This is a genomic window from Aureimonas populi (assembly GCF_017815515.1).
Lineage (GTDB): Bacteria > Pseudomonadota > Alphaproteobacteria > Rhizobiales > Rhizobiaceae > Aureimonas > Aureimonas populi.
In genome coordinates this window covers 1,264,614-1,287,116 of record NZ_CP072611.1, presented here as the reverse complement: position 1 = coordinate 1,287,116, position 22,503 = coordinate 1,264,614, and the positions used below count along the sequence as shown (strand labels likewise).

Genomic DNA, 22,503 nt, shown 5'->3' with positions numbered 1-22,503 from the left:
GTCAGCCGGCCCGCGCCAGGATCGCGGCGGCGCCGGGCCGCAGCTCGGGCAGAGGCGCGGTGACGACGACGTCGCCGGCCAGCACGCCCTCCACCTCCAGGCGGGCGCCGCCGTCCCAGCGCGCGCGGACCGCGACCGCCTGGCGGACCAGCCTGCCCTCCTCCAGCTTCAGGACGAACGCGCCCCCCTCGTCCTCGCGCAGCGAGGTGGCCGGCAGGACGAGCGCGTCCCGGCTCTGTCGCACCAGGATGGAGCCCGTGGCGAACATGCCGCCCCACAGGCGCCCCTGCGGGTTGGCCAGCCGGACGAAGACCGGCACGAAGCGCGAGCCCTCGTTGGCGACCGGGTTGATCCGGTCCACCGTTCCCGCAACGGTCCCGCCCTCGAGCCCGTCGATCTCCAGCTCGGCGGTGTGCCCCACCCTGAGGCGAGCCACGTCCCTCGTGGAGACGAGCATTTCCGCTTCCAGGACAGAGACATCGACCAACGTCAGGAGATCGGCGTTGGCAGCCGTGGCGGCGCCCGGGTCCACGGCGCGGTGCGAGACGACGCCGTCGAAGGGCGCCCTGATCTCGGCATTGGCGAGGGCGGAGCGGGCGATGTCGATCTGCGCCGACAGGCCCTGCACCTTCGCCCGTGCCGCCGAGACATCGCTCAGCGCCCTGTCGAGCTGCTCGGCCGAGGAGATGTTCCGGCGGGCAAGCTCCTCCACCCTGCCCCGCGTGCGCTCGGCCTGGAGAAGCTCGGCCCGCGCGCCCTCCATGTTGCTCGTGTGCTGCGCCAGGGCTGCCTGCAGGTCCTGCGTCTCGAAACGCACCAGCACATCGCCGGCCTCCACCGACTGGCCGGCGCGCACCTTCACCTCCAGCACGGTTCCGGCCGCCTTGGAGCGCAGCACCACCCGGTTCACGGGCCGCAGCTCGCCGCTCACGCGCAGGCGCTCGGCCATCTGGGCAGGCGCGACCTCGACGACCTCGATGGCCGCCAGCTCGAGCGGCCGGGGCACAGGGTCCGGGAGGGGGACGGGAGCGACCGATGCCTGCCGCGCATTGGCCTCGACCGCCGCGCCTCCGGGGTCGAACCGCACGAGGCCCGCATAGGCGCCGCCGATCAGAACCGCGATCGCGACGAGCCTTCCGGTCCATTTGCGCGCCATGGGGCCTTGTCCTTCGAAAACCGTTGCGGGAAACATCGCACGCCCGCAAGGCTCTGCCGTGGGGAGCGTCATGCACGGGGCTTGCGGGCCATCCTGCCTCCCAGCGGTAGGGGGCAAGCATTGCGGCAGCATTACCCGCGCCCCGGCGCGCCACCGCAATGCTGCCGCAACGGTCGGCCTGGACGATAGGGCGGCGAAACGGATGCGAGGCGCATGAGAATATTGCTGGTCGAGGACGAGATGGAGATGGCCGGGGCGTTGTCCGTGGCGCTCGGCAAGCACGGGATCGTCATCGACCACACGGCGATGCTGGCCGACGCGCTCGAGCTGACCCGCCAGACGCTCTACGACGCCATCCTGCTCGACCGCCGCCTGCCGGACGGCGAGGGGCTGGCCTTCATCCCGAGGCTGAGAAAGGCCGGCATCGACACGCCGGTCATCGTGCTGACGGCCCGCAACGAGACGAAGGAGCGGATCGAGGGTCTCGACAGCGGCGCGGACGACTATCTCGGCAAGCCGTTCCTCGTCGAGGAGCTGATGGCGCGCATCCGTGCCGTCCTGCGCCGACCCGCCCATCTGGCCGAGCCGCAGTTCGGCGTCGGCCGGATGGTCATCGACCCGCTCAATCTCGCCGTCTCGGTCGACGCCGTGCCGCTGGACCTGCCCCGGCGCGAGCTACTCGTCCTCGTCGCGCTCGCCAAGCGGCGCGGGAAGACCGTGCTGCGCTCCACGCTGGAGGCGGCGGTCTACAATTACGAGGAAGAGATCCAGTCGAACGCGCTCGACGCCCATATCTCGCGCCTGCGCAAGCGCCTGGCGGATGCGGGGGCCGGCGTGTCGGTCCACAATATCCGCGGGGTCGGCTATCTCCTGAAGGAAGACTGATGCGCGACGCCTCGCTTCGCTGGACGCTGAGCTGGCAGCTCAGCCTCGTCTTCGTCGCCGTGGTGACGGCCGTCATCCTCGGCCTCGGCGTCTACGGCGCCATGACCCTTTCGCCCAACATCACGATGGCCCGGACCCTGCGCGCGGCCATGGCGGAGGCGGTGGTCCCGGCCGCCCAGGGCCGGTTCGAGATCGCCCGCACGGCCGAGCTCGAAGCGCTGGAGAAGGAAAATCCGGACCTCTGGTATGTCGTCGCCACCATCGACGGCGCCTTCCAGACCCACGGCGCGGTGCCCGCGCCCTATGCCCCTCTGGCGCCGGTGGTGCACCGTTTCCGGGAGGCGGACATCCGCGGATCGGCGGATACGGACGAGATCGCCTCGATCGACACAGTACAAACAGCGGCTGGCGAGGTCAGGATCCTGTTCGGTGGCGGTTCCGGGCAGCATTGGCCCTTCCTCACGCTTCTGGCCGTCACCTACCCGATCTACGTGCCGCTGCTTGCCATCGCTCTGCCCGCCATCTTCCTGGCCGTTCCCCGGATCGTGCGGCGCGCGCTCGCGGGGTTGAGCGAGGTAGCCCGCCAGGCATCCGAGATCGAGCCGCGCCGGCAGGGCGCGCGCCTTCCCACGGCCGGCGTTCCGCGCGAGGTGGCCCCGCTCGTGGTGGCCTTCAACGGCGTGCTCGGCCGGCTGGAGCAGGAGTTCCGGGCGCGCCGGCGCTTCCTCGTCGATGCGTCCCACGAGCTGAGGACGCCCATCGCCATCATGCAGACGCGCATCGAGGGAATGCCGGAGGGCGATGATCGCCGGCGCCTGCTGGACGACGTCGCCCGCCTCGGCGAGACGGCCGAGCAGCTCCTCGACTTCGAGCGCAACGACCAGGCCGCCGATCCGCCCGAGAGCATCGATCTCGTGGAGATCGCCAGGACGGTCGTGGCCGAGCTGGCGCCGCTGGCCATCGCGGCGGGCTACGACATCTCGTTCCGAAGCGAGGCGCAGACGCTGACGCGGCAGGGCAGCCCCTCCGCCTTGCCGCGCGCGGTCAGCAATCTGGTTCGCAACGCGATCGACCATGGCGGCAATGCCGGCGCGATCTGCGTGTCCGTCTCGGCGCAGGGAGACATCGCCGTCTCCGACCAGGGGCGCGGGATCGCCGAAGACCACAGGGAGCTGGTGTTCGAGCCGTTCTACCGCGTGACGCCGCGCAGCAAGGGAGCTGGCCTCGGGCTGAGCCTGGTGAAGCAGATCGTGACCAACCATGGCGGCGAGGTCGAGATCGAGAGCGGCGCCACGGGAACCACGGTGCGGATCCGGCTCTGAACATCGGCCGATCCGGCTTTGCATCGCGCGGCGCATCGCGCGTAATGCTGCGGCAATCCTTGCCTGCCACTTTCGAGCCCACACTCATTCGCGCCCGGCCCCCGAGACTTGCGGCCCGGCCATTTTCCTTCCTGAGGGCATGAAACGGCGATGCGGCTGCGTTTTGCGGGACTTTTGCTTTCCTTGGGCCTGGCGCTGCCGGGCTGCGCCTCCGTGCCGCTGAAGGAGGCGGGGACGCTTTCGTCCTACGCCAATCTGGGGGAGCCGAAAGGCAAGGTGGGCAAGTCGCGCACCTATGTGGACGCGCAAGGCCTGGCGGGGCTTCAGACCGTCAGCATCACGCCGACGGCCTTTTCGCCGGCCGCCTCCTCGCGCATCAAGACCGATGCCGACCGCCTGCTGGTGGCCAATGCGCTGGACCGCGCGGTCTGCGTGTCGCTGAGCGACAAGTACCGGATCGTGCCGAGCGGCCAGCCCGCCGACCTCGTCGTTCGAACCGTCGTCACCGACATCGTACCGACGGACAAGACGCTGGCGGGCGTGGCCACGGCCGTTTCGCTGGGCAGCAGCGCCGTCCTTCCGGTCAGCGTTCCCCGCCTGCCGGTGGGGCTCGGGGGACTGGCGGTGGAGGCCGAGGCGGTGGACGGCGCTGGCTTCCAGCGCGCTGCGATGGTCTGGGCCCGGGGCGCCAACTCCATCCAGAACAACCCACGCGTCTCGGAGGTGGGCGACGCCTACGGCCTGGCGTCCAAGTTCGGCAACGACTTCGCCCGGATGCTCGTCACCGGGGAGGAGCCCAAGGCGCTCGATATCGCGCTGCCCTCGGGGCAGCGGACGAAATCCTGGTTCGGCGGAAAGCCGAAATACGCCGCCTGCGACGCCTTCGGCCGGGCGCCCGGCCTGATGGGCGTGGCCGCCGCCAAGATAGGAGCGCCACCGCAATGGACCGATGGACGGCAGGTGGCGGCGGCGCAGTAAGCGTGGCTTTCGCGGATGGAGGAGCCTGTCGAGTTCGTCGATGGATCTCAGCCCGCCGCCGCGATGGTGGTCTGGTGCTGCTCCCCGAGGCCCTCGATGCCAAGGTCGATGCGCTGTCCGGGCCTGAGGAAGACGGGCTCGGGACGCAAGCCCATGCCCACGCCCGCCGGTGTGCCGGTGGCGATGACGTCGCCGGGCTGAAGCGTCATGAACTGGCTGATATAGGAGATGAGGACGGCGACCTTGAAGATCATGTCCGCCGTAGTGCCGTCCTGCCGGCGCACGCCGTCTACATCCAGCCACAGGCGAAGCGACTGAGGGTCGGGAACCTCGTCGCGCGTCACGAGCCACGGGCCTAGGGGCCCGAACGTGTCGTGGCTCTTGCCCTTGGTCCATTGGCCGCCGCGCTCGGACTGGAAGGCGCGCTCGGACACGTCGTTGACGACGCAATAGCCGGCGACGTGCTCCAGCGCGTCTCCTTCGCCGACATATTTAGCGCGCTTTCCGATCACGACGCCGAGTTCCACCTCCCAGTCCGCCTTCAGGCTGGCGCGCGGGATCTCGATGTCGTCGTTCGGGCCGCAGATCGCGCTCGTGGCTTTCATGAAGAGGATGGGCTCTGCGGGCGGTTCCTTGCCCGCCTCGCGCGCATGGTCGGCATAGTTCAGCCCGACGCAGATGAATTTGCCCGCGCGGGCGACGCAGGGGCCGATGCGGCCGGCATCGGCCAGCGGCAGCGAGGCCGCGTCGAGCGCGGCCAGGCGCGCCAGCCCCTCGTCGGACAAGGTCTCGCAGCCGATGTCCGCGACCACGCCGGAGAGATCGCGGACCTCGCCGCGCGCATCCAGAAGGCCGGGACGCTCCCGGCCGGGCTCACCCCATCGAACGAGCTTCATCAGGCCCTCCTGTAGCCGGCGAGGATGCTATCGACATCAGGCACATTGACGACGATATTGTCGAGTGTGCGCGTGGTCAGCCAGACCAGTTCTTCGGTTGTGGACATGTTGACCTCCACATGCGGAAAATGCGGCGGCACGAAGACGAAGTCGCCTTCCTCCATGTCGAGATATTCGCAGTAGTTCTCGCCGTAATAGATGCGCCCTTTGCCCTTCGGCACATAGCCGCCGGTTTCCGCCTCGCCGTGGTGATGGGGAAGGGAGCGGTAGCGCGGCTCGTTCGACACCGTGCCGAACCATATCTTCGTGGCGGGTGTGCGCTGGGGGCCGACGCCGCTGATGCGCACGCAGCCGCCGGACTGGCCGGTGCGCCCGTCCTCCTGCCCCTTGCGCGTGACGACGGCCTTGACCGTTTCGCTCATGATGCTCCTCCTTGCCGTTGGGGACGAATGCTTACCTCAGTCCGGCACGACAGCGAGAGCCTGGATCTCGATTTTGGCGCGATCCTCCATCAGCGCCACCACCTGCACGGCCGCCATGGGCGGAAAATGGCGCCCGATGATCTCGCGATAGACGGCGCCGATCTCCTTCATGCGCGATTTATAGGCCTGGCGGTCGGTGAAGTACTAGGTCATCTGGACGAGATGCTCGGGGCGCGCCTGCGCGCAACGCAGCACGGCCACGATGTTGAGAAGCGTCTGGCGCACCTGCTCCACGAAGTCGTCGGACTGGAAGCGCCCGTTCTCGTCCCAGCCGATCTGGCCGCCCACCTGCACGATGCGCCCGCGCGCGCTGATTCCGTTGGAATAGCCGATGGGCTTCGCCCAGCCTTCGGGCTGGATGCTCTCGTGCATCATGCCGTGGGCTCCAGATAGCGCGACAGGCCCGCCCGGATATCGTCGGGCCAGCGCTCCTTCGACGAGGCGGCGACCGCCCTCGGCGGCCTCGATATTCTCGTCAACAATGCGGCTTCCGCAGCCTATACGACGATCGCCGAAGTCGACGCAGAAACGATCGACGAAATGTTCGCCGTCAATGTGCGCGGCCCCATCCTCACGTCTCAGGCGGCCATACGGCACCTTCCAGCGGGTGGACGCATCATCACGATTGGCTCCAGAGGAGTCGACCGCATCGTCGGAGATACGGGCAGGCTCTACTTCATGACCAAGGCGGCACTCCAGACGTTCACGCACGGTCTCGCGCGCGAGCTCGGCCCACGCGACGTCACAGTGAACCTTGTTCAGCCAGGCTCGACCGATACCGAGATGAACCCCGCCGACGGGCCTTTCGCAGACCTCCAGCGGAGCTTGATTCCGCTGGGTCGTAAGCGCTGTTCTGGGAGCACCTTTCGCGCGAGGGCGTAGGGACGATGTTCGGAGCCTTTGAGGGCTTCGACATATGACGATTTCAGAGTTTACGCTAAGGTCCAACGATCCGGAGCCGGTGCGCCGGTTTGAGGTTTTCACGGGATCTGGCCGATGGCGCGAATTGTCGCCGGAAGACAAGGCACGGATCGTGGCGGAAAGTTACGCGGCCGGGAGCATTACGACCCGACCGCGCATGCGGAGGTCGAGGCAATTCGTGATGGGTGCCGCGCCCACGGAACGACCCATCTGCATGGAACGACGCTGCTCGCTTCAGGCGAGCCCTGCGCGATGTGTTACGTGAGCGCGCTTTATGCGGGCATCTCGCAGGTGTTCTTCGCCGTCGATCACGACGAGGTGGCCGCGCACGGCTTCGACTATCGCAGCGGCTACGCGTTGTTCGCCGGCGATCCTGTGAACTGGCGGTCAATGGCCGAGAAAAAGCTCGCCGTGCCGGAGGGTCTGCGGCCGTTCACCGAATTCCATGCAGCTCGGCACAGGTTCTGAAATGCGCGCGGCATCTTGAGGCAATGATTGCATGGGCATACATATGATCAATCGTCTCGAACATTGCCCAGAGGAGCCGCCGTTCATGTCGAAAAAAAGCGCGTCATGGCTCAAGCTGATACACGTCGTCGCCAATGTCGAGGCGGACCTGGGCAAGGTTCTGCAATCGGACCATGGGCTCAGCCTCTCGGAATATCGCGCGCTGGAAGTGCTGGCGCGCTTCCCCGATTCCGAGCTTCGCATGCAGGAGCTGGCTGCGCATCTGCGCCTCAACCAAAGCTCGGTGTCGCGGATGGTCGAGCGTCTGGAGCGGGGCGGTCTGACCGTTCGCGATCTCTGTCTGGACGACAAGCGCGGCGTCTACACGGTCCTCACCGACAAGGGACGCCAACGTCTCGAAAGCTCGCAGCCGGATTACGAAAAGGCTCTCGACGCAGCGTTGAAGGAGCATGGCTGCGAGGACCTGCTGGCGGCGCGGTTCATCAAGGCGGCCCAGCCGGCGTAGCGCCGGCTTTCCCGTCTGGCGGGACCATTCGTTCCCTTCCATCCCATCCAGCACCGGGAAAATCGCTCATGACGATCTATCACAGCTACGATCCGCACGAAGGACACCGGCTGGCTCACAGTCCGATCAAGGCGATCATCGCGCCACGCCCGATCGGCTGGATTTCCACGCTCGGCCCGGACGGGATTGCCAACCTCGCTCCCTATAGCTTTTTCAACATCGTGTCGGAGAGGCCGCCGATCCTGCTGTTCAGCAGCGAGGGACGGAAGGATACCATCCGCAAGGGGCGTTCGTCTTCAACCTCGCCACTCGCGACCTCGCTGGAGCCATGAACGTTACGTCGGCGGACGCAACGGCTTGCCTGAATTCTGTGTCCCTGCCCTTCTGGGCCCCGGTGCAACTTCTTGCCCTTTTTCGGAAACATGTTTCCGCTCCTCAGCAGTTAGACTGATGACGATGCGGAGGCGGCAGGCGCGACCCTGACCGCCGTCATGTTGGCGAATCGAGGTGTCGCGTGGCGTTTCCTCGGACCAGAGCCGAGTAAGGACGCAACGTCGTGGCGGCACCGAATGCACATCATTTCGACAAGGAGGCACTGCCGGAGAAGCGAATCCGCGCGTCCGAGTACCTTCGAATGTCGACAGACCATCAGGAACACTCGACCCAAAATCAGGCCGATGCGATCCGCCAGTATGCAGCCGCTCGAGCAATCGACACTGTAAAACCTATGCTGACGAAGGTAAAAGCGACCTTAGCACTGACGGTCTCGACGCTTTCAAACGCTTAATAAAAGACGTCGAAAGCGGCCGAGATGAATTCGATGCGATCCTGGTCTACGATGTCAGCCGGTGGGGCCGATTCCAGGATACGGACGAGAGCGCCTATTACGAGTACATCTGCAAGCGTGCGGGTGTCGGCGTTCACTATTGTGCAGAGCAGTTCGAGAATGACGGCAGTCCGATCGCAGCCATCATCAAGGGCGTAAAGAATGCGATGGCTGGCGAATACAGCCGCGAACTCTCGGTCAAGGTATTCGCCGGTCAAGGTCGGCATATCGAACTCGGGCACCGTCAAGGCGGCCCGGCGGGATACGGCCTGCGCCGTGCGCTGATCGACCAGAGCGGCGCATTCAAAGGCGAGCTTGCCCATGGAGAGCAGAAAAGCATCCAGACCGATCGCGTCGTGCTGGTTGCCGGCCCCGACGAAGAGGTCGCCATGGTCCGTGAGATTTATCGGCGTTTCGTCGAGGACCTTATCCCGGAGCGGCAGATCGCCGATGAACTCAACGCTCGCGGCATTGTCACCGACCTTGGCCGATCATGGACGAGGGGCACCGTCCATCAGATCCTGATCAACGAGAAATACATCGGCAACAATGTATGGAATCGGGTCTCCTTCAAGCTGAAGAAAAAGCGCGTCCGCAACAGCCCCGATATGTGGTTCCGTGCCGATGGCGTCTTTCCGGCGATCGTCGACCGCCACCTCTTCGAGGCCGCACAGACGATCATTCGCGAGCGATCATTCCGGCTGTCGGATGAGGAGATGCTGGAGGCGCTGCGGAATCTGCGCAGGGACAAAGGCCTGCTTTCAGGCTTGATTATCGACGAGGCCGAAGGGCTGCCGTCGAGCAGTGCCTACAGCTCGCGGTTTGGAAGCTTGCTGCAGGCCTACAAGCTGGTCGGCTACACGCCGAAGCGGATTATCGGTATGTCGAGATCAACCGCCATCTGCGCGCCCTTCATCCTGACGTGATGACTGAAATCCTCGGCGGCCTGGAGACGGCCGGGTGCCAGATCCTGACCATCCCGGGTAGCGAACTGATTTCGGTGAACGGCGAACTCACCATCTCGGTTGTCATCGCACGGTGCCACCATACACCCGACGGTTCCTACCGATGGCGGCTCCGCTTCGACACGAGCCTCCAGCCTGACATCACCATCGCCGTTAGAATGGATGCCGCCAACAAGGCCCCGCTCGACTACTACCTGCTGCCGCGCATCGACCTGCGCGCCGGTCTGCGCCTTTTGGAACGCGAGGAGGCGGAAGTCGCCGCGTTGCGCGACCGTCTCGCGGAGCGCCTCGACCAAGCTCGAAGCGGGAAGCTGGCCGAGGGGACCGGTGCCGACGCCATTCGCCGCGCCTTCACCCGGGCAAAAGCCCTGCAGTAGATGCCGAAGCCCTAGCGACTGACGCAGCAGGCCGAGGAGTCACTGTTCGCAATCGCGTGCTGGACGCTGGAGACCTTTGGTCCCCGTCAGGCCAAAAGTCTATGAGGAAGACCTGATCGCTCGCTGCGAGGCCATTGCAGCAGGAGCGGCCCATTCGCAAGGCTGCAGGGAGATCATCGATCCGGCCCTCCCCGCTAATCTCCGCTTCACGCGCGCAGGCGGACATCTCATCATCTTCGTCAAGATGGACTCGGAGGTCGTGATAACCGACTTCCTCCATCCGCAGCGTGACCTGCCGCGCAGGCTCGCCGATCCAGGCGGCCGAAACACGATGCGCTGATCTGAGAGACCGTCCGGGAATTCATGATGCGCGAGCGATGCGGCGCAGGAGGATCATGACGGAAGCGGCGTAGAGGAAGGCTGTCGGGGAGGCGAGCGTAGCCTCGGTATCTTTCCAGAGGCGCCTGTTTCGGCTGATCCAGGCAAAGAAGCGTTCCACGACCCATCGCCTTGGATGGACGGCGAAGCCGACCTGTTCTGGCGGCTTCCTGACGATCTCGATGTCGATCAACGTGGCGGTACGTAGCCGTTCACCGGCAAAGCCTGCATCGGCAAAGGCCTTCGTCACGAAGGGGAAGGAACGCCGCGACAGGCGTAGGACCGGGACGGCGCCATCGCGATCCTGGACGCTGGCGGTTGAGGATCGAGAACCAGGGCGCGTCCGTCCGTATCGACCATGGCCTGGCGCTTCCGGCCTTTCACCTTCTTGCCGGCATCATACTCCGTCGGCCCGCCGGCCTCAGTGGTCTTGACGCCGGGGCGGATGCGAAGGCGTGGGCAGAGGAGACCGCACCTTGATCCTGTACGATGCAAAACAGCCCGGACCGAACCCGGCCGTCGTCCGGCTCTTCGTCCATGAGCGCCAGGGGCTTCGGTTCGACGTGGAGACGATCGATCTCGCCGGTCTGGAGAATCGAAAGCCGACTTATCGGAACACTGTAAATGCTCGGGGAGAGGTGCCAGCGCTCCGCCTCGATAATGGAAGGATCATCACCGAGATCACCGCGATCTGCGGCTATTTCGACGAGATCGCGCAAGGCGGGCGGCGGTTGTTCGGCAACACGCCTGAGGAACGCGCGGAGATCCATATGTGGACCCGGCGGGCCTATCTCGAAGTCGTCCTTCCGTTCGTGACGTGGTGGCGGGGCACCGACGCGGCGGAGGAAGCCTATCGCGGCCACCGGATTCTCATGCCGGAGGCCAAACGCTCGCATCGGCTGCTCGCCGACCAGGGCCTCAATCAGTTCGACGAGGATCTCGAAGGCAAGACCTTCATCGCCGGCGACAATCTCTCGATGGCCGACATCATGCTGTACGGCTTCATCGGGACGAACGTCGCCACCGGGGAGATTCCGTGGTTCAACGTGCCCCAAGCGCCCCAACGTCGCCGCGTGGTTCGACCGTATGGCGGCGCGCGATGCCAGCCAGAAGATGATGACCGCTTTGCCTCTACGCGTCGAAAACTAGGCTGGCCGTCTATGGAGAACGATCCTATCGACGTTACTGGCGATAGAGGATCATGCCAGCGTGATGGAGCACGTCGTCGATGAAATCGCCGTCGGCCGTGAAGCCGGTGTCGTCCCAGTATTCGATGTGCGTGCCGGTCACTTCGTAACGCCCCTCATAGGCGCGCTCGCGCGTCCCGCGTGCTTCGACATAGCGCCCGTTGGGCAGAAGCTCGTGGCGGATGTGACCGTCCTGCGTGACCCAGAGGCCGACATAGGAATGATGGGCTTGCACTTCCGTTTCCTCGGCTTGGACGGGTTGGGCCAGGAGCGTTGCGGCGATCAGGGCGACGAAGGCACGCTGCATGGTCGAACTCCTTGTTTCCATGTGAGTTGATTTGAGACGAGCGGCATGGAAGCCGCCCGTCTGGCGTGGTTGGTTTGAGCGGCCTACTGCTCGCGGGGCTCGTTGTTGTCGACGACTTCCTGGTAGGCGACGAGATCGAGGAAGGCCTCGGCCTCGACGACCGAACCCTCCTCCATCCGCCAGATCCAGACGAACTGGTTGTTGTAGGGCGCTCCGGAGGTCGTGGTGGCCGAGGCGTCGAAGCGGACGATGACCCGGTCTTCAACGGCCCATATGTGATGCACCTCCGGCGTCAGCGGCGTCGCGAGGCGGCTGACGAGGGGAACCGATCCGCGCTGCACGAAGTCCTCCACGCCGTTGTAGGTGTCGGCGACAGGGCCAGAACCGTGGATCGTCCAGCGGACATCGGGCGAGAGCAGATCGAAGACATTGCCGCCTCCGGTTGCCCATCCCCCGAAGGCCTCGCGAACGATGGCTTCGTTGCGGGCCTCAGTATCAATGCCCGGCGCTGTGGCGATGCTGGCCTGCGCCGGCGCGACGGCGACGACGAAGGCGAGCGCGATCAGCAGGTTGCGGGCGGCGGCCACCGCGTTTGCGCTTCGTGAAGCAGGCATCATGGGGTCACTCCATTCTGGAAGTTGATCGGGGCCGGCATCAATTGCTCGATGCGGTCGGGCGGATGGTGATCTCGGTGGTATCGACGCTGGCGGGCGCCTCGATCACGTTCCGGACGGCACGGGCGATGTCGGCCGGCTGGAGCGCGACGGCGCGATAGGCGTCCATCGCGGCCATGGTCTCCTCATGGGTGATCGTCGAGGCGAGCTCGCTCTCCACGACGCCGGGATTGACGCAGGTGACGCGGATGTTGGTGCTTTCCTGGCGCAACCCGTCCGAGATCGCCCGGACCGCGAACTTCGTTGCGCAATAGACCGCCGCCGTCGGCACGACATGGAGCGCGCCGATGGAGCCGATATTGATGATCTGGCCGCTGCCCTGCGCCTCCATCACCGGCAGCACGGCGCCGATGCCCCAGAGAACGCCCTTGATGTTGACGTCGACCATGCGCTCCCATTCGTCCTGCTTGCCGGCGGCAAGCGGCGAGAGCGGCATCACGCCGGCATTGTTGATCAGGACGTCGACGCGGCCCCACTTGTCCATCGCGGTCTGAACGAAGGTGGCCATGGACTGGCGGTCGGTGACGTCCAAGGCTTGGGCCTCGGCGGTGCCGCCCGCCGCGTGGATTTCCGAGGCGACGGCTTCGATGCGCTCCCTGCGGCGCGCGCCCAGCAGCACTTGCGCGCCGGCGGCGCCAAGCTCTCGGGCTATGCCCTCGCCGATGCCGCTGGAGGCTCCAGTGATCAGGATGATCTTGTCCATGTCGTTCTCCCTTGCGTCAGGTCAGGGGAAAGATGGACGCTTGCGACTGGTGCCGGTATCCGCCATCTTCTGGACTTGGCGGTTAGCTGCGCTGGACAATGAAGATCGACCTTAATCTCCTGCCGCTGTTCCTCGCCGTGGCGGAGGAGCACAATTTTCGCGCCGCCGCCGATCGCTTGGGCGTGACCCGCTCGGCCGTCAGCCAGGGCATGCGACGGCTCGAGGATGCTTTCGGCACGGCGCTGGTGATGCGCACCACGCGTTCCGTGCGCCTGACGGAAGCCGGCGAGCGTCTGCACGATGCCCTGTCAGGCCACCTCTCCGAGATCGGAGCGGCGCTCGAAGGCGTGGCGGCGGAAAGCGCACCGCGAGGGCTCCTGAGGATCGCCGCAACCTCGATCGCCGAGCAGTTCCTGTCCGGTCCACTGATCGCCTCCTTCGCAGAGGCCAACCCCGGCGTAACGATCGACGTCACGGTCACCGACGAGGAGTTCGACATCGTCGCCGCCGGCTACGATGCGGGCGTCCGATTGGGCGAGGTGATCGAGCAGGACATGATCGCGATCCCCCTCACCGGCGATCAGCGCGAGGCGGTCGTGGCGGCGCCCGCTTATCTCAAGGCCCACGGCGCACCAGCGCATCCGCGCGAGCTTGTCCATCACCGCTGCATCGGCTGGCGCCCGGCACCGAACGTCGCGCCCTACCGCTGGGAGTTCGAGGAGAACGGTCTTCCCTTCGACGTGGCGGTCGAGCCCCAGATCACCACCAACGATCTGCGTCTGATGCTGCGCACCGCCCTCGCCGGCGGCGGCATCACCTTCGCGCCGGAGGAGACCTTCCGGCCGTTCGTGGAAACGGGCGAGCTCGTGCCCCTGCTCGGCGACTTCCTGCCGCCCTTCCCCGGCTTTTTCCTGTACTTCCCCCAGCGTCGAAACATGGCGCCCAAGACGCGCGCGCTCATCGAGCATGTCAGGCGGTGGAGATGACGCTCACCGGCAATGGCGGAGCCTGCCCGGCAAGGGCCCGCCCCTCTGTGGCCCTTTGGCCGTTGAAGACGCGGAGCCCACGGCGCACGGCGCTCACCAGGGTACTTCGCCTCAGCCCGGCACCCGTGGACACCACCCATGCGGAGTAGGAAATCGTAGTTTTGGACGAGATAGCGTGCTCAGACGCAGGTTCAGCTCCAGGGCAATCTCTCACTTTTACTTGCCCACAGCAAGCAAAGATGGTTGCAGGTTCCGGCCTCCACGTTAGCGTCGGCTCGACTCCATCATTTATAAATGAATTATCGAAGCTAATCCAAGCAGCGGATGCGACGCGTCACGATGATGCGCTTTTTGCCGTGATGGCCTAACTGATCCGCCGCCAAGGACGGGTCCAGTTTGCTTGTTGGCAGAATCTTGGTCGCTGCGTTTCCGCAGCGATGCGGAATCGTTCATTCGTAGTACGGTATCATGCCATGGTCGAGGCATTCGTATACCGTGTGTATGTTCAGACAATTGCTATGCTCAGAAGCGTGCCGGATGCCAGCTGTGGCGACTTATACCGACTCCCGGATTGTCTGACTCGTGGGGGATTTTCGACGCGTTGTGGGTGTGATTCAAACTGGCGAACAGGAGGATGTTCGCCATGGCCACACCCGTTCCCCTTCGCCCGGACTTCGATGCTTCGAGCCTGCGCCGGGCGGCTCGGCAATCGCGGGATGCATCCCAGACCCGCCGTCTTCTGGCGCTGGCGGCGATCTATGAGGGCGGCTCGCGTAGCGATGCGGCTCGGATCGGCGGCATGACGCTCCAGATCGTGCGGGCCTGGGTGGTGCGTTTCAATGCAAAAGGCATGGACGGCCTCGTAGACAGAAAGTCGCCGGGCACGCCCTCGCGGCTGGGGCCTGTGGAGCGGCAGGCTCTGGTGGGCAAGATCGAGGCGGGCCCGATCCCTTCCGTCGATGGCGTCGTGCGCTGGCGTCTTGTGGATCTCGCCCAGTGGGTGTTCGAGGAGTTCCGCATCCCAATCAGCGTCCAGACGCTGTCGCGCGAACTGCGGGCTTTGGGCTACCGCAAGCTGTCGGCCCGCCCGCGCCATCATGCCCAGAACGAGTTCGAACTCGACGCTTTTAAAAAGACTTCCCAGCCACGCTGGCAGAGACCTCGGCGAACGAGGCCGCCGGCAAACCCATGGAGATCTGGTTCCAGGACGAGATGCGCGTCGGCCAGAAGAACCCGATCACGCGCCGATGGGCAAAACGAGGAACCCGACCCTCGGCGCCCAAGGACCAACGTACCGCCTCGGCCTATCTGTTCGGCGCGATCTGCCCGAAGCTCGGCAAGGGCGCCGCCCTCGTCATGCCGCGCTGCGACACCCACGCCATGGCCTGTCACCTCGCCGAAATCTCTGCGCCGTCGCCCCCGGCGCCCACGCCGTCGTCCTGCTCGATCAGGCCGGATGGCACACCACATCCAAACTCGCGATCCCCGGCAACGTCACCCTCCTACCGCTGCCGCCCCGGGAGCCCGAACTCAACCCCGTCCAGAACCTCTGGCAGTTCATGCGCGATAACTGGCTGTCCAACCGCGTCTTCCAGTCCTACAGCGACATCCTCGATCATGCCTGCCACGCATCGCGCAAAATCGAAGCCCAGCCCTGGCGCATCGTCTCCATCGGACTGCGCCAATGCGCTCACGGGTTCGGATCAATGGGAAGCGGTATAAGTTGGGCTGTTGCAGATAGGTCATGGCGGGGACATCAAATAAATCCGCCGTTATTATCAGTCTAAACCCGGTAAGGCATCAGGGAACGATCGGCTGGTTCTGTTGTTGTGGCGTTGAGGAATATTTTCCGAGTTTTCGACGCGCTAAAGCTGATGGTTCGACCAACTTGCTGGCTGCGTATCCTATACCCGCCAACGAAGAACGCGTCTCAAGGCCCTGGCTGACTATCACCTGATCGACACGCCGCCGGAAGAGGATTTCGACCGGCTGGCGGCGTTGGCGTCCAAACTGTTCGACGTGCCATCGTGCTGGTCTCGCTCATCGAGCGCAACCGGCAGTTCTTCAAGGTCCATGTCGGTCTCGATATCTGCGAGACCAGCCGCGAGGTCTCGTTCTGCGCTCACGCCATCGTTCAGAACGACATCCTGTTCATCCCCGATGCGACCAAGGATCCGCGCTTCTCGTCCAATCCGCTCGTCCTCGGCCCGCCCTTCATCCGCTTTTACGCCGGAAAGCCGCTGGTCACGCCGACCAGCGAAAAGCTCGGCACCGTCTGTCTCATCGACAGCAAGCCTCGACCGGAATTTACGGCCGAGGATCGCAAGAACCTCACCGACCTCGCGGCGCTGGTGATGGACCGTATGGAAATCCGCCGGCTGGAATATGTGCGGACCGTCAGCCAAGCCCGGTTCGAGAACATCGCCGCGACGTCTCCCGACGCCATCATATGCTCGAATTCGGAAGGCGAGATCATCTTCTGGAACAGATCGGCCGAACGGCTCTTCGGCTACTCGGCCGCCGAGATGGCGGAACGCTCGAGTGAGGTTCTCATCCCCGACAGTTGGAGGAGGATTTACGAAGCCGAACTCGACCGTCTCCAGCATGGCGAGCAGATGGAACTCGCCGACCGCACGATCGAGCTCTCGAGCCTACGCAAGGACGGCAGCGAGTGTCCAGCGGAATTTTCTCTGTCCACCTGGCAGAAGGGCAACGGCACGAGTGTCGGCGCGATCGTGCGCGACATCACCGAGCGGCGGCAGAACGAGGAACGTCTGTTCCGGCTGGCGGCGATCGACGCGCTAACCGATCTGCCCAATCGCGGCGCATGGCGGGAATGCCTTGCGAAGAGACTCGCGGCGGAGAAGCCGGCAACAGTGTTGCTGCTCGATCTCGACGGCTTCAAGGACGTCAACGACACGCTCGGCCACTCGGCGGGCGATTCCGTCATCAAGGACGTGGCCATGCGCCTGAAGGCCGCCTGCGAGAACGCGATCATGGTCGCGCGGCTGGGCGGCGACGACGAGCTTCTGGCGAAGGCTATGGCCGTCGTTCCCGCTCCCTCCTCGCCAAGGATCTGCCGCGCCGCCTTCGTGCCGAGCCAACGCGCCCATACGACGCCGGATCCGCAGTAGCCAGTGGCATACGTCACGCCATCCTTCCTGAAGATGCGAGGGATCATGTCGCGGTGCATGGCCACATAGCCAAACCAGCTGTGGGAGAGGCGCGCCCCGGTCAGGTCGGGGAAGATGCGCGCGAGTTCGGCGCTCAAATGGTCGGTCGGCCAGGCAGGCTCGCCGGACACGGTGCCGTCGCGCCCGCCGAAGAGGATCCGCGAGCCGTCCGGGGATGGGCGGTAATAGTAGCTGAGTTCGCGCCCGTCGCTGTACATCATGCGCGACGGCATCAGCTGCGCCATCATCTCGGCGGGCAGAGCTTCGGTGGCGATGATACGGCTGCGGACGGGAACGAGGCGTCGGCGCAACCATTTGTCGGAGCCGTCCGTATAGCCGTTGGTACAGCTCAGAACGTCGCCGGCACGCACCGTGCCCTGCGTCGTGGCGACGAGGAATTCCTTGCCGGACTGCTCGACCGACAGCACGGCCGTCGCGTCGCGGATGTGGGCGCCAGCCGTCTGTGCCACTCGCAGCATGCCGGCATGAAACTTAGCGGGATGCAGGCCGCCGATATCCATGCGCACGTTGCCGCCATGGTAGAACTCCGTGCCGATGTAGCGGTGCTGCTCGTGAGGCGGAACGGCGTACGACTCGATGCCGAGCGTCTTCGCGAGCGCCTCGGCGCCGCGGACGGTAACGTCATACTCCTTCGCGGTCAGAGCGCCCGAGAATCGCTGGTAGTCGCAGTCGATTCCCTCGTCTTCCACGAACCGGCGAAGGTCCTCGCGCGCTTCCTTGCCCTCCGCCTGAATGTCGAGCGCTCGCCGTTCACCGAACCGGCGCACCAGCGATCCGTAAGACGGGCGTATGTTGCCGCTGGTGATGCCGCCGTTTCTCGTCGAGGCTCCTTCGCCGGCGCGCTGACGATCGAGGACGAGCACCGAGCGACCCGCACGAGCCAGCGTGATCGCGGCCGCAAGACCGGTATAGCCGGCGCCGATCACCACGACGTCCACGGATGTCGCAAGCGGCAGTTCGGGCAGGGAGGCCAAGGGCGCCTCTTCCCACCAGTAGGGCGTGGCCTTCGACGGGGCGGTTGTTATGTCCGCAAAATCCTCCGTGCGAAAAGTACCTGGATCACGCGGCGGTCAGCTTTTCGATGCCGAACAGCACATTGACGACGAGGAGGGAACCAATCGCAATCAGCATCTGCACCGTCGAGATCGCGGCGATCGAGGGATCGAACTGGTTCTGCATGTAGCTGAGCATCACCACGGGCAGCGTGTTCGTATTGGCGCTTCCGAAGAAGAACGACAGCGGAAGGTTGTCGAGCGAAATGAGGATGGCGAAGAGCGCGCCGGCAAAGATGCCCGGCCGGATCAGCGGCAGCGTGACGTGATAGAACGTATGCCAGCGCGACGCCCCGAGCACCGCCGCCGCCTCCTCGAAGTTGCCCGGAATCGAACGGTAGACCGCAAGCACCGTGCGCGACACGTACGGGATCGAGACCACCGTATGGGTGATCAGCAGTGACAGGAACGAGACCCCGAGCGACATCGCGGACAGGAGATACAGAAGCGAGAAACCCAGCACGATCGCCGGCACTGAAATCGGCGCGAGCAGGAAGTTCGAGACCGCCGAAGCGAGCGGGCTGCCGGATCGCGCCGCCCAAAGAGCGGCTGGAACGCCTAGCAGGGCGCCGAAGAAGGCCGACAGGATGGCGATCTGCAGGCTGACCCAGAGCGAGTTCATGAATGGCGCGTAGTCGAGGATGCGCGCGTACCACTGCAGGGAAAACCCCGGCATCGGAAAGACGATGAAGGATGCGGAGGAAAAGGAAACCAGCACGACCACGAAGATCGGCATCAGGAGAAAGACCATGAACGCCACGACGTAGAGCGCCAAGAAGAGCTTCGTGTAGTTCGGCTTGCGCGGCCGCAGCGCGGGCGCCTGGGTAGCGGGCGTCTCGCTCATGCGGCCTTACCCCTTTTCCTTGCGCCTGGGTGGATGAGAAGCTGCTTTGGCGCAGGTGGTGCGGGCATGGTTGTCATGCTTGCTGCCCTTGATGGTTCAGGTGGCTGAGCCACCCGCATCACCGCCCTTGATCGACCGCTGATTACGCGCTGCCGTTGATGGCTATGTAAGGCGATGCCGGCGAGACGGGGCGAGCGGCGGAGCGGCCAAGAGAGGGAGGTGTCATGCGCGTTTGTGTGGGAATCGACGTTGCCAAGACGGTGCATTGGGCTTGCGCCGTCGACGAGGCGGGGCAGGTCATGCTGGAGCGGGCGGCGGACAACAGCCCGGATCAGATTGCGTCCTTCATCGTCGACATGCGTGCCCTCGGGGGCGAGCCTGTCATCGGCCTCGACGTCGTCGGGTCCTTCGCCTGTTTCCTCGAGGCATCCTTGCTGGCGGAGGGCTTCCGGCTCGTCCATGCGCCGGGTATCTCGGTCAACCGTGCCGGCCAGGGCTTCGCCGGCGGCGAACGCAAATCCGATCCACGCGACGCCCGCACGATCGCCGAGTTGGTCCGCACCCGTGACCTGCGTCCGATCCTGCCAGACGACGCAACGGTGACGGCGATCCGCCTCAAGGTGGGGCGCCGACGCGATCTGACCGGGGAACAGACCCGGCGTCTGGCCCGGCTGCGCGCGCTGCTTGCCAGCGTTCATCCGGGACGGGAACGTGAGCTCGATGTGACCTGCAAGGGACCTCTCACCTTGCTGGCCCGCTACGTCACGCCCGCCGAGATCAGACAGGCCGGCAAACGCAGGATCGTGGTGCATCTCGTCAAAACGCCTCACCTGCGCGCGGTTGAGCGGCTGGCAGACCAGGCGCTGGCTGCCGCTCAGGCCCAATCCCTGGCGGTGACGGGTGAAGCGGCAATCGCCGAACGGGTCCGCGAGCTGGCCGCCGAGGCACTGGAAAGCAAAGTGAAGATCGCCCGTATTGATCACGACATCGTTGCGCTTCTCGCCGCCCACCCTGATGGAGCCCTCGTCCAGTCCTTGCCGGGGATGGGGGCGGTGCTCGCGGCGGAGTTCATCGCCTGCGTCGGCAACATCGCACGCTTTCGTTCGGCCGATGCGCTGGCCGCCGCCGCCGGTCTCGCGCCGGTGATCAGGCAGTCGGGGAAAAAGCCGGCTGGAGAAGAGCCTTCGGCGGGGACAAAGCCCTCAAGCGCGTCTTCTTCCAGGGCGCGTTCTGCGCCGTCTGCACAAAAGACCCCTTGTCCAAGGCCTTCTACGACCGAAAACGGCGAGAGGGAAAACACCACACGCAGGCCATCATCGCCCTCGCGCGCAGACGAGTCACCGTCCTCTGGACAATGATCCAGAGCCGCAAAACCTTCGATCCTCTCCCCAAAGCTGCTTGACACGCGCATTACGCAGCCACACCTTTTCTGTGGATGAATTTCAGCTGAACGACGAGGCAGACGAGGGCGAACAGGAGAAGCAGGTTTCCCATCGCGGCGGCGAAGCCGACATCCTGCGTCAAGGTGAACTGCTGATAGATGAGGAGCGAGAGCGTCGTGACCTGCCCGCCGCCAAGGAGGAGCATCGTCAGGAAGCTGCCGTTCGTGAGAACGAATACGAGGATGCAGCCGGTCGCGATCCCGTCCATGCTCAGCGGCAAGGTGATGCGCCAGAAGGTCGTCAGCTTGTTCGCGCCCAGCACCTGTGCCGATTCCTCCAGGCGCCGGTCTATCGTCTGCAGGACGGCCGTGATCGAGAGGACCATGAAGGGCACGAGCACGTGCACGAGCCCGATATAGACCATGATCTCCTGATTGAGGATGTTGAGCGGGCGCTCGATGATCCCCCAGTCGACAAGCCAGATATTGATCAGCCCGCGACGCGAGAACAGCACCGTCCACCCGAAGGTGCGCATGATGATCGATGTCAGGAGTGGCGCGATCAGGCAGAACACGATGACGGCATTCCAGCGCCCGGCGTAACGAACCATGAAATACGAGATCGGGTAGCCGATAACGACGCAGATCGCCGTCGATAGGACCGCAACTTTGACCGTCTCGTAGATGATGCCGAGATAGTACGCGTCGGTCAGCAGCGCCCGATAATAGAAGAGCGGATCGTCTGCCGCCTGACCGCCGGTGACGCTGCGGACGATGTTCGAAACCAGCGGCAGCACGAAGAACGCCATCAGGAAGACCAGAGCCGGCACGGCCCAGGGAGAGCCGATGCCGATCGCGCGCCGTCGCTTTCGCCTCGACTTTTCGCGAACCGCCTCGAAGGGAAGCGACTGATCGCTCATCGGCCCACCTCTTCGGACAGGAGGATCGAGTACGTGTCGGGCCATGTCACCATGACGCGACCGTCCGCCGAGATGTCCTCCCGCTCCCCGGAGTAGACGTAGATCGGATCTTCGCGACCCGGCAGTTCGAGTTCGTACGCGTAGTAGCTGCCGCGAAAGACGACGCCGCGCACCTTCGCAGCCACGCCGTCCGGTCCGTCATGGAAGCGCATTCGCTCCGGCCGGACCGCGATCTTGACGCTGGCGCCCTCGGGCACCTGACTGCTTGCATGCGTCGGGATGCGCGCACCGTTCTCGTCGAGCGTCACGAGCACCTTATCCCCGGCCTGCCCGATCGCTCTCCCGGAGAAGATGTTGGCCGTGCCGAGAAACTCCGAGACGAAACGGGAATTCGGCCGCTCGTAGATGTCGATCGGGGCGCTGATCTGAACGATCTGGCCATCCAGCATGACCGCGACCCGGTCGCTCATCGTGAGCGCCTCCTCCTGATCGTGGGTCACGATGATGGCGGTGATGCCGAGCCTGTTCTGGATCTCCCGCAGTTCGAACTGCATGCTTTCGCGCAGGTTCTTGTCCAGAGCCCCCAGCGGCTCGTCGAGAAGCAGCACAGCCGGATCGGTGACGAGCGAGCGCGCCAGCGCGATACGCTGCTGCTGGCCGCCGGAGAGCTGGTGGATCGAGCGGTCTTCGTACTGGGCGAGGCGCACCATGGAGAGGGCAGAGCGCGTGCGCGCGGTGCGATCGCTCTTCCCGATGCCGCGCATTTTCAGGCCGAAGGCGATGTTCTCGCCGACCGTCATGTGCGGGAAGAGGCTGTAGTTCTGGAAGACCATTCCCAAGCCGCGCCTGTGCGGCGGAAGGTCGGTAACATCGCGGTCGCCGATGTGGACGCTGCCGGTGTCGGGATTCTCGAACCCTGCGATGATGCGCAAGGTGGTCGTCTTGCCGCAGCCCGACGGCCCGAGGAGCGCGATCATTTCCTGCGGCTCGACATGCAGATCGAGAGGCTTCAGCGCCTGAACGGCGCCGAAGTTCTTGCTGATCTGGGTGAGGCGAAGAGGCTGGGAATTATCCATTGGCGTCACGCGAGATCGCT

Annotated in this window: 21 protein-coding genes and 7 pseudogenes; 16 read left to right on the top strand and 12 right to left on the bottom strand. The window is 64.9% G+C overall.

What is annotated here, in order from left to right; genetic code table 11:
- Position 1: 1 nt before the first annotated feature.
- Entirely contained in the window at positions 2-1,156 is a 1,155-nt protein-coding gene (locus J7654_RS05980) for an efflux RND transporter periplasmic adaptor subunit (RefSeq protein ID WP_209739012.1), read from the bottom strand.
- A gap of 213 nt (positions 1,157-1,369) precedes the next feature.
- On the opposite strand from J7654_RS05980, the gene J7654_RS05975 reads away from it, so the two are divergent.
- The 3 genes from J7654_RS05975 (at position 1,370) to J7654_RS05965 (ending at position 4,341) form a co-directional block, all read left to right on the top strand.
- Positions 1,370-2,041, top strand: coding sequence for a response regulator transcription factor (locus J7654_RS05975; RefSeq protein ID WP_209739010.1), 672 nt, complete (start codon positions 1,370-1,372; stop codon positions 2,039-2,041).
- Positions 2,041-3,363 carry a sensor histidine kinase gene (locus J7654_RS05970; protein ID WP_209739009.1) on the top strand — a complete coding sequence of 441 codons (1,323 nt, stop codon included), beginning with the start codon at positions 2,041-2,043 and terminating at the stop codon, positions 3,361-3,363. The genes J7654_RS05975 and J7654_RS05970 overlap by 1 nt, the downstream gene beginning before the upstream one ends.
- A gap of 150 nt (positions 3,364-3,513) precedes the next feature.
- On the top strand, positions 3,514-4,341 hold the full coding sequence (locus J7654_RS05965; protein ID WP_209739008.1) for a DUF3313 domain-containing protein: 828 nt from the start codon (positions 3,514-3,516) through the stop codon (positions 4,339-4,341).
- Positions 4,342-4,388: 47 nt separating this feature from the next.
- On the opposite strand, the gene J7654_RS05960 is transcribed toward J7654_RS05965, so the two are convergent.
- From J7654_RS05960 to J7654_RS05950, 3 genes and pseudogenes are all read right to left on the bottom strand, one after another.
- A complete protein-coding gene (locus tag J7654_RS05960) occupies positions 4,389-5,237 on the bottom strand; it encodes a fumarylacetoacetate hydrolase family protein (RefSeq protein WP_209739007.1) in 849 nt (282 codons plus the stop codon).
- Positions 5,237-5,659 carry a cupin domain-containing protein gene (locus J7654_RS05955; RefSeq protein WP_209739006.1) on the bottom strand — a complete coding sequence of 141 codons (423 nt, stop codon included), beginning with the start codon at positions 5,657-5,659 and terminating at the stop codon, positions 5,237-5,239. Before J7654_RS05955 ends, J7654_RS05960 begins: the two co-directional genes overlap by 1 nt.
- A 36-nt stretch (positions 5,660-5,695) precedes the next feature.
- A pseudogene (locus tag J7654_RS05950) lies at positions 5,696-6,091 on the bottom strand (RidA family protein).
- Between the two features lie 51 nt (positions 6,092-6,142).
- Here J7654_RS05950 and J7654_RS05945 point away from each other — a divergent pair.
- The 8 genes and pseudogenes from J7654_RS05945 to J7654_RS05920 all read left to right on the top strand — a co-directional run.
- Positions 6,143-6,562: pseudogene (locus J7654_RS05945) on the top strand (SDR family NAD(P)-dependent oxidoreductase); the annotation flags it as partial.
- A gap of 153 nt (positions 6,563-6,715) precedes the next feature.
- Positions 6,716-7,108 carry a nucleoside deaminase gene (locus J7654_RS05940; protein ID WP_209739004.1) on the top strand — a complete coding sequence of 131 codons (393 nt, stop codon included), beginning with the start codon at positions 6,716-6,718 and terminating at the stop codon, positions 7,106-7,108.
- A 43-nt stretch (positions 7,109-7,151) separates the two neighbouring features.
- A complete protein-coding gene (locus J7654_RS05935) occupies positions 7,152-7,613 on the top strand; it encodes a MarR family winged helix-turn-helix transcriptional regulator (RefSeq protein ID WP_245195679.1) in 462 nt (153 codons plus the stop codon).
- Positions 7,614-7,681: 68 nt separating this feature from the next.
- Entirely contained in the window at positions 7,682-7,945 is a 264-nt protein-coding gene (locus J7654_RS05930) for a flavin reductase family protein (protein WP_209739001.1), read from the top strand.
- A gap of 302 nt (positions 7,946-8,247) precedes the next feature.
- A pseudogene (locus J7654_RS18505) lies at positions 8,248-8,585 on the top strand (recombinase family protein); the annotation flags it as partial.
- Positions 8,586-8,606: 21 nt separating this feature from the next.
- Positions 8,607-9,365, top strand: coding sequence for a recombinase family protein (locus J7654_RS18460; protein WP_342451463.1), 759 nt, complete (start codon positions 8,607-8,609; stop codon positions 9,363-9,365).
- Positions 9,365-9,781, top strand: coding sequence for a ribbon-helix-helix domain-containing protein (locus J7654_RS18455; protein WP_342451445.1), 417 nt, complete (start codon positions 9,365-9,367; stop codon positions 9,779-9,781). Before J7654_RS18460 ends, J7654_RS18455 begins: the two co-directional genes overlap by 1 nt.
- A gap of 76 nt (positions 9,782-9,857) precedes the next feature.
- The gene (locus tag J7654_RS05920) at positions 9,858-10,121 is read left to right on the top strand and encodes a type II toxin-antitoxin system RelE/ParE family toxin (protein ID WP_245195678.1); all 264 of its coding nucleotides are present in this window, start codon (positions 9,858-9,860) and stop codon (positions 10,119-10,121) included.
- Positions 10,122-10,142: 21 nt separating this feature from the next.
- On the opposite strand, the pseudogene J7654_RS05915 reads toward J7654_RS05920, so the two are convergent.
- Positions 10,143-10,594, bottom strand: a pseudogene (locus tag J7654_RS05915) (transposase); the annotation flags it as partial.
- Positions 10,595-10,635: 41 nt separating this feature from the next.
- Between J7654_RS05915 and J7654_RS05910 the strand changes: the two are divergent.
- Positions 10,636-11,391, top strand: a complete 756-nt coding sequence (locus J7654_RS05910) for a glutathione S-transferase family protein (protein ID WP_209738999.1) — start codon at positions 10,636-10,638, stop codon at positions 11,389-11,391.
- Here J7654_RS05910 and J7654_RS05905 read toward each other — a convergent pair.
- The 3 genes from J7654_RS05905 to J7654_RS05895 form a co-directional block, all read right to left on the bottom strand.
- Positions 11,342-11,653, bottom strand: coding sequence for an Atu4866 domain-containing protein (locus tag J7654_RS05905; RefSeq protein ID WP_209738996.1), 312 nt, complete (start codon positions 11,651-11,653; stop codon positions 11,342-11,344). The two genes, J7654_RS05910 and J7654_RS05905, sit on opposite strands and share 50 nt — an antisense overlap.
- Before the next feature lie 83 nt (positions 11,654-11,736).
- Positions 11,737-12,270, bottom strand: a complete 534-nt coding sequence (locus J7654_RS05900) for a nuclear transport factor 2 family protein (protein ID WP_209738995.1) — start codon at positions 12,268-12,270, stop codon at positions 11,737-11,739.
- Between the two features lie 37 nt (positions 12,271-12,307).
- Complete coding sequence (locus tag J7654_RS05895; RefSeq protein ID WP_209738993.1) at positions 12,308-13,030, bottom strand: SDR family oxidoreductase; 723 nt, start codon at positions 13,028-13,030, stop codon at positions 12,308-12,310.
- Positions 13,031-13,128: 98 nt separating this feature from the next.
- Between J7654_RS05895 and J7654_RS05890 the strand changes: the two genes are divergently transcribed.
- From J7654_RS05890 to J7654_RS18500, 3 genes and pseudogenes are all read left to right on the top strand, one after another.
- A complete protein-coding gene (locus tag J7654_RS05890; protein WP_209738991.1) occupies positions 13,129-14,016 on the top strand; it encodes a LysR family transcriptional regulator in 888 nt (295 codons plus the stop codon).
- 643 nt (positions 14,017-14,659) lie between these two features.
- Positions 14,660-15,716: pseudogene (locus tag J7654_RS05885) on the top strand (IS630 family transposase); the annotation flags it as partial.
- Between the two features lie 327 nt (positions 15,717-16,043).
- Positions 16,044-17,150 (top strand): sensor domain-containing diguanylate cyclase, encoded by a 1,107-nt coding sequence (locus J7654_RS18500; protein ID WP_377946493.1) that lies wholly within the window; start codon positions 16,044-16,046, stop codon positions 17,148-17,150.
- A gap of 8 nt (positions 17,151-17,158) precedes the next feature.
- Here the strand turns inward: J7654_RS18500 and J7654_RS18495 are convergent.
- Both J7654_RS18495 and J7654_RS05865 read right to left on the bottom strand, forming a co-directional pair.
- A pseudogene (locus J7654_RS18495) lies at positions 17,159-18,136 on the bottom strand (NAD(P)/FAD-dependent oxidoreductase); the annotation flags it as partial.
- 133 nt (positions 18,137-18,269) lie between these two features.
- Complete coding sequence (locus J7654_RS05865) at positions 18,270-19,106, bottom strand: ABC transporter permease (RefSeq protein WP_209738989.1); 837 nt, start codon at positions 19,104-19,106, stop codon at positions 18,270-18,272.
- Between the two features lie 224 nt (positions 19,107-19,330).
- On the opposite strand from J7654_RS05865, the pseudogene J7654_RS05860 reads away from it, so the two are divergent.
- Positions 19,331-20,508, top strand: a pseudogene (locus J7654_RS05860) (IS110 family RNA-guided transposase).
- A gap of 8 nt (positions 20,509-20,516) precedes the next feature.
- Here J7654_RS05860 and J7654_RS05855 read toward each other — a convergent pair.
- Complete coding sequence (locus J7654_RS05855) at positions 20,517-21,407, bottom strand: ABC transporter permease (protein ID WP_209738987.1); 891 nt, start codon at positions 21,405-21,407, stop codon at positions 20,517-20,519.
- Entirely contained in the window at positions 21,404-22,483 is a 1,080-nt protein-coding gene (locus J7654_RS05850; RefSeq protein WP_245195746.1) for an ABC transporter ATP-binding protein, read from the bottom strand. The genes J7654_RS05855 and J7654_RS05850 overlap by 4 nt, the downstream gene beginning before the upstream one ends.
- Positions 22,484-22,503: the final 20 nt, after the last annotated feature.